Genomic DNA, 237 nt, shown 5'->3' with positions numbered 1-237 from the left:
GGAATACCCAGTGCGCGGGCGACGATGGCGCTGTGGGCTGTGGCGCCACCTCGGGCGGTGAGAATGCCGGCAACGCGGGCCGGGTCCAGGCGTGCCACGTCCGAAGGGCCGACTTCTTCCATCACCAGGATGTAGGGTTCACTCGGTTCCTGCACGCTTTGGACGCCGCATAATTGGGCCAGCACGCGGCGGCCGATGTCACGCAAGTCGGCAGCACGCTCGGCCAACAGGGCATCC

1 protein-coding gene is annotated in these 237 nt (G+C 67.5%); it reads right to left on the bottom strand.

The features are described 5' to 3' along the window. The coding region (locus AAEY75_RS17040) for a PEP-utilizing enzyme (protein ID WP_352260363.1) at positions 1-237 on the bottom strand (237 nt) is incomplete at both ends.

The sequence above is a fragment of the Psychrobacter sp. TB55-MNA-CIBAN-0194 genome, from assembly GCF_040309505.1.
GTDB lineage: Bacteria > Pseudomonadota > Gammaproteobacteria > Pseudomonadales > Moraxellaceae > Psychrobacter > Psychrobacter fozii.
This window is presented reverse-complemented; position numbering and strand designations above follow the sequence as displayed.